The 4,279-nt window shown below is 65.7% G+C and carries 5 protein-coding genes; 2 read left to right on the top strand and 3 right to left on the bottom strand.

Translation table 11 applies throughout. The features are described 5' to 3' along the window. Both VF643_RS05380 and VF643_RS05375 read left to right on the top strand, forming a co-directional pair. On the top strand, positions 1–733 hold a 733-nt coding region (locus VF643_RS05380), incomplete at its 5' end, for a Crp/Fnr family transcriptional regulator (protein ID WP_331042347.1). A 76-nt stretch (positions 734–809) separates the two neighbouring features. Next, positions 810–1,160: a response regulator gene (locus tag VF643_RS05375; protein ID WP_331042346.1), complete on the top strand. Its 351-nt coding sequence runs from the start codon at positions 810–812 to the stop codon at positions 1,158–1,160. Between the two features lie 407 nt (positions 1,161–1,567). Here VF643_RS05375 and VF643_RS05370 read toward each other — a convergent pair whose 3' ends face one another. The 3 genes from VF643_RS05370 to VF643_RS05360 all read right to left on the bottom strand — a co-directional run. Then, the gene (locus VF643_RS05370) at positions 1,568–1,807 is read right to left on the bottom strand and encodes a hypothetical protein (RefSeq protein WP_331042345.1); all 240 of its coding nucleotides are present in this window, start codon (positions 1,805–1,807) and stop codon (positions 1,568–1,570) included. Beyond that, a complete protein-coding gene (locus tag VF643_RS05365) occupies positions 1,804–2,535 on the bottom strand; it encodes a Crp/Fnr family transcriptional regulator (RefSeq protein ID WP_331042344.1) in 732 nt (243 codons plus the stop codon). The genes VF643_RS05370 and VF643_RS05365 overlap by 4 nt, the downstream gene beginning before the upstream one ends. 339 nt (positions 2,536–2,874) lie before the next feature. Then, a partial coding sequence (locus VF643_RS05360; protein ID WP_331042343.1) for a glycoside hydrolase family 3 protein occupies positions 2,875–4,279 on the bottom strand: 1,405 nt, incomplete at its 5' end.

Genomic DNA, 4,279 nt, shown 5'->3' with positions numbered 1-4,279 from the left:
CGAAGCAGTTTTCGAAAAGATGGTGGCGAGCGTCGGCAGGCGCGTAACGCTCGACCAGGGCGATCGGGACGCGCTGCTCGCGTTGCGCTTCTCCACCAGAGCACTGCCACCGCAGAGCTATCTCGTCCGTGAAGGCGAGATCTCGCTTCGCTCCTGCAGCTATATCGTGTCCGGCCTCGCCTTTCGCCACAAGCTCACCGCGGACGGACGTCGGCAGATCGTCTCGATCCGCGTGCCGGGCGATTTTCTCGATCTCCAGCACCTGTTCCTCGACATGGCCGATCACAACATCCAGGCGCTCACCGCGCTCGAGGTGATCGACATCAACCGCAAGGATATGCAGGATCTGGTGCTCAGCCGCCCGACGATCGCGCGGGCGATCTGGACCGAGACGCTGATCGAGGCGTCGATCCTGCGCGAATGGGTGCTGAACGTGGGGCGCCGCGATGGGCACGGCCGGATCGCGCACCTGTTGTGCGAGTTCGCGGAACGGATGCAGGAGGCCGGAACCGACCTTCATGCCGGTTTCCATCTGCCGATCACGCAGGAACAACTCGGCGACGCGGTCGGTCTCACCAGCGTTCACGTCAATCGCATGATGAAGCTGCTGGTCAGCGAGAAGGTGATCGCGTTCGATCGTCGCCACATCAAGATACTGGATTGGGAGCGGCTGCGATCTGCGGGCGATTTCAGTAGCTTGTACCTGCACCTGGGGCAGCAACGCCGCGTTTGATGAACAATAAATGACGGTCGGTCCGGGCCCGAACCGCAGGCCCGATGCTTTAATGTGGGTCAACAGGGCCTGAACCATGTGCCACGTGCTCATTATCGAAGACGAACCGCTGGTCGCTTTGGACCTGGAATGGCTGCTCGGGTCGGTGGGCGCCACCTCGTTCGCGTTCGCGCAGTCCGAATCGGAGGCGGTGTCTATGGCGATCGCGCACCCGCCGTCGTTCATCACCTCCGACGTTACGCTCGCGGAAGGGACGGGGCCGCGAGCGGTCTACGCGATCCACGAGGCGCTCGGGGCGATCCCGGTGCTCTATATCACCGGGACGCCGTCGGCTTGCCACCCGAACGTGCCGATACAGCCGGTGCTGACCAAGCCGTTCGATCGCAGCGCCGTGATGCGCGCGTTCCAGTTATGCGACGTGGTGTGACGGCTGGTTGGGGTCGTTTGCTAACGAGGTGAAGCGCAATGGCCTTTCCCTGGCAACGGCGGTGCTCATACCTTTTCGAAAGTACAGCCTTGTGTCCCCGCGAAGGCGGGGACCCAGTACTGGGCTCCCGCCTTCGCGGGAGCACAATCGGGGGACGTAGAGATCGTGCCTCTTCGCCTACATGTCCGAAGGGGCTAATCGCCAAGCGCCGGACGAGTTCGAGTGGGCCGCGCCACCGCGTCCGTGCGAAGGCGGGGATCCAGAATGGCCAGCGTCGCGGCTGAATACTAAGATCCGCCAGTTTGGATCCCCGCCTGCGCGGGGATGACGGGGTTGGTCGCCGCGATGGCATCCCGCTCCGACGGGACGAGGAGCCAACCTGTTTGCGGAAGACCAGAGGCGTCGGCCTAGACGCCCTGATCCCCGAGCCACGCGACGAACTCGTCCGGATTGGCGAAGACATGCTGTTGGGAACTCGGCGAGGCGCCGAACATCGTCTCGACGAACCACTGCCCGGCGAGCTCTTCGTGCATCTGGCCCAATCGGGATAGGATCGCGGTCAGGCGGCCGTTGCGCATGACGAGGACGGCGCGTTCGTCCGTCTCTCCCGTGTCCAGCGTGATATCCTGGAACGATACCGACATCATGCCGCCATGTGCAGGTAACCGGGCTGGAAGTCCGCCGCGCGTCGCATCCGATCCCAATCGGCGATCCTGATCTCGCGCTTGTCGCGTTCGATGATGCCATCGTTGGTGAGCGACATCAGCATGCGGTTGACGTGCACGGCGGTCAGCCCCGTGGCGTCGGCGATATGTTCCTGCGTCATCGGCAGCTCGAACCGCTCGGGCGTACCGAGGCCCGCCGCCTGCCGACGCAGCGCGAATTCGCAGAGCATGTGCGCGATCCGCGAGCGCGCGTCGCGCTGGCCGACATTCAGCACCCATTCGCGGAAGATCGACGCGTCGATCAGGGTATCGCGCCACATCGCCTCGCCGATCGCGGGGCGCTGTTCGATCAGCGTCTTCAGCGCCGCGACCGGGATCCAGGCGACCTTCGCCTCGCCCAGCGTCTGCACCCCGTGATCCGCGGTCGGCAGCAGCAGGTGCTGAAGATCGAGGATATCGGCGGGGAGGTGGAAGGACACGATCTGACGGTTGCCATTGGCGGACAGCTTGTAGCGGAACGCGAACCCGCTCAGCAGCAGGCAGCATTCGACGATCTTGTCGCCCTCGCGCACCAGGTGCGCACCCGGTGACGCGGTGGTTATCCTGAACGGCAATGCCGCGATCGCCGCTTTGTCGGCGTCGTCCAGCGTTGCAAGATCGTTCAGTTTTCGGACCAACGCCCCGAAGGCATCTTGGTTATTGCCGCTCATCAATCCCTCAGAGGTCGCTCAGTTCGCGAGCAATCTATCCCCCGTGGCTTGGTTTTCAAGCTGTCGTTGCAGCAAGTTAAACTAGATTAAGGGGGTGGGGAGCGACGCGGAAGCAATAGATGGGTGTCGCTGCCAAATACGGGTTTCGACCTGACGCTACCGCTGCGAAAGACTGACCAACTGTCGCAACCATGGGCGGGTCTCCGCGCAAGCGGGGACCCAGGGTCAAGCACGACGAACATTCGCCTCTATCGGAACCCTGGCCTCCCGCTTTCGCGGGAGAACAGGAAAGTGTTCCGCTGATAGGTCGCCCTCTCCGGCCAAGAGAGCACGACACCCTCACCGCTGCGGTGCGAGCGAACCGACCGGGAGCCAGCGCTCGGGCAGGGTGACGGTCACCCGCTGACCCACGTCCGCCGCCGAACTCGCCAGCGTCACGGTGTAGCGGCCCGGCGCGACGTGCCACTGGTGGCGGCCCTGGTCCCAGGTGGCGAGCAGGCGGGGATCGATCACCAGCGACGCGGCTTCGGACTGCCCGGGCGACAAGGCCAGCTTGCGGAAGCCCGCGAGCCGCTTCGGCGCCTCCCAGTTAGCGGCGGCGGGGGCGACATAGACCTGCCCCAGATACTTGCCCGCGACCTTGCCGGTGTTGCGCACGCGGAAGCCGACATGGAGATCCTTGCCGACCACGCGCGCCTGCAAGCCATCGAGCGACGATTTGCCGTAGCTCAACCCGTGCCCGAACGGGAACAGCGGGCGGGTATTGTTGCGGTCGAACCATTTATAGCCGACCGCCGCGCCCTCGGCGTAGCGGACGTCGAAGATCTGCTTGTCGGGCAGGCCCTTGCCCGGGATCACCGCGCGCGGGAACTGATCGGCGCTCATCGGGAAGGTGATCGGCAGATGCCCCGACGGGTTGACCGCGCCGGTCAGCACCCGTGCGATCGCCGGGCCGCCGCGGCTGCCGGGATACCAGGCCTGGACGACGCCGCGGACGCGATCGACCCACGGCATCGTCACCGCGCCGCCGGTCTCCAGCACCACGATCGTGTTCGGATTGGCAGCGGCGACCGCGGCGATCAGCGCATCCTGGTCATCCGGCAGCGTCAGCGGGAAGTCGAGCGACTCCGCGGTCCATTGCGTCACGAATATGATCGCGACATCGGCGGTCTTCGCGGCGGCAGCGGCAGCGACGAGATCGGTGCCCGCATCGAAGGCGATCGCCGCGTCCGGACGTTCCGTGCGCAGCGCCACCAACGGCGACGACTTGGCGTAGACCACCGGGCCCGGCCAGTTCTTCGGGCCTAGCCCGCGCACCGCATTGCCACCGGGCGCGTAGACCTGCGCCGATCCGCCGCCGGTCAGCACGCCGACATCGGCGTGGCCGCCGATCACCGCGATCCGCTTCGCGGTGCGTGCGAGCGGCAGGATGTCGCGGTCGTTCTTCAGCAGCACGATGCCGTTCTCGGCGGCGGCCTGCGCGACCGCGGCATGCGCGGCGAAGTCGATCGGGGCGAGCGCGACCGGGCGATCGACCGCGCCGCTGGCGATCAGCGCGCGCGCGATCCGGCGCACCTTGTCGTCGATCACCGCGATCGGGACAGTGCCCTTGGCGATCGCGGCCTTCAGCTTGTCGCGCCAGACGTAGTTTTCAGGGGTGGAGACGCCGGTCTCCTGATCGAGCCCGCCGAGCGCGTTCTCGATCGTATCGTGCGCTGCGCCCCAATCGGACATCACATAGCCG

The organism is Sphingomonas sp. (assembly GCF_036387595.1).
In the GTDB taxonomy this organism is placed as follows: Bacteria; Pseudomonadota; Alphaproteobacteria; order Sphingomonadales; family Sphingomonadaceae; genus Sphingomonas.
The sequence above is the reverse complement of the archived record's forward strand: the minus strand, read 5'-3'. Positions and strand labels throughout refer to the sequence as shown.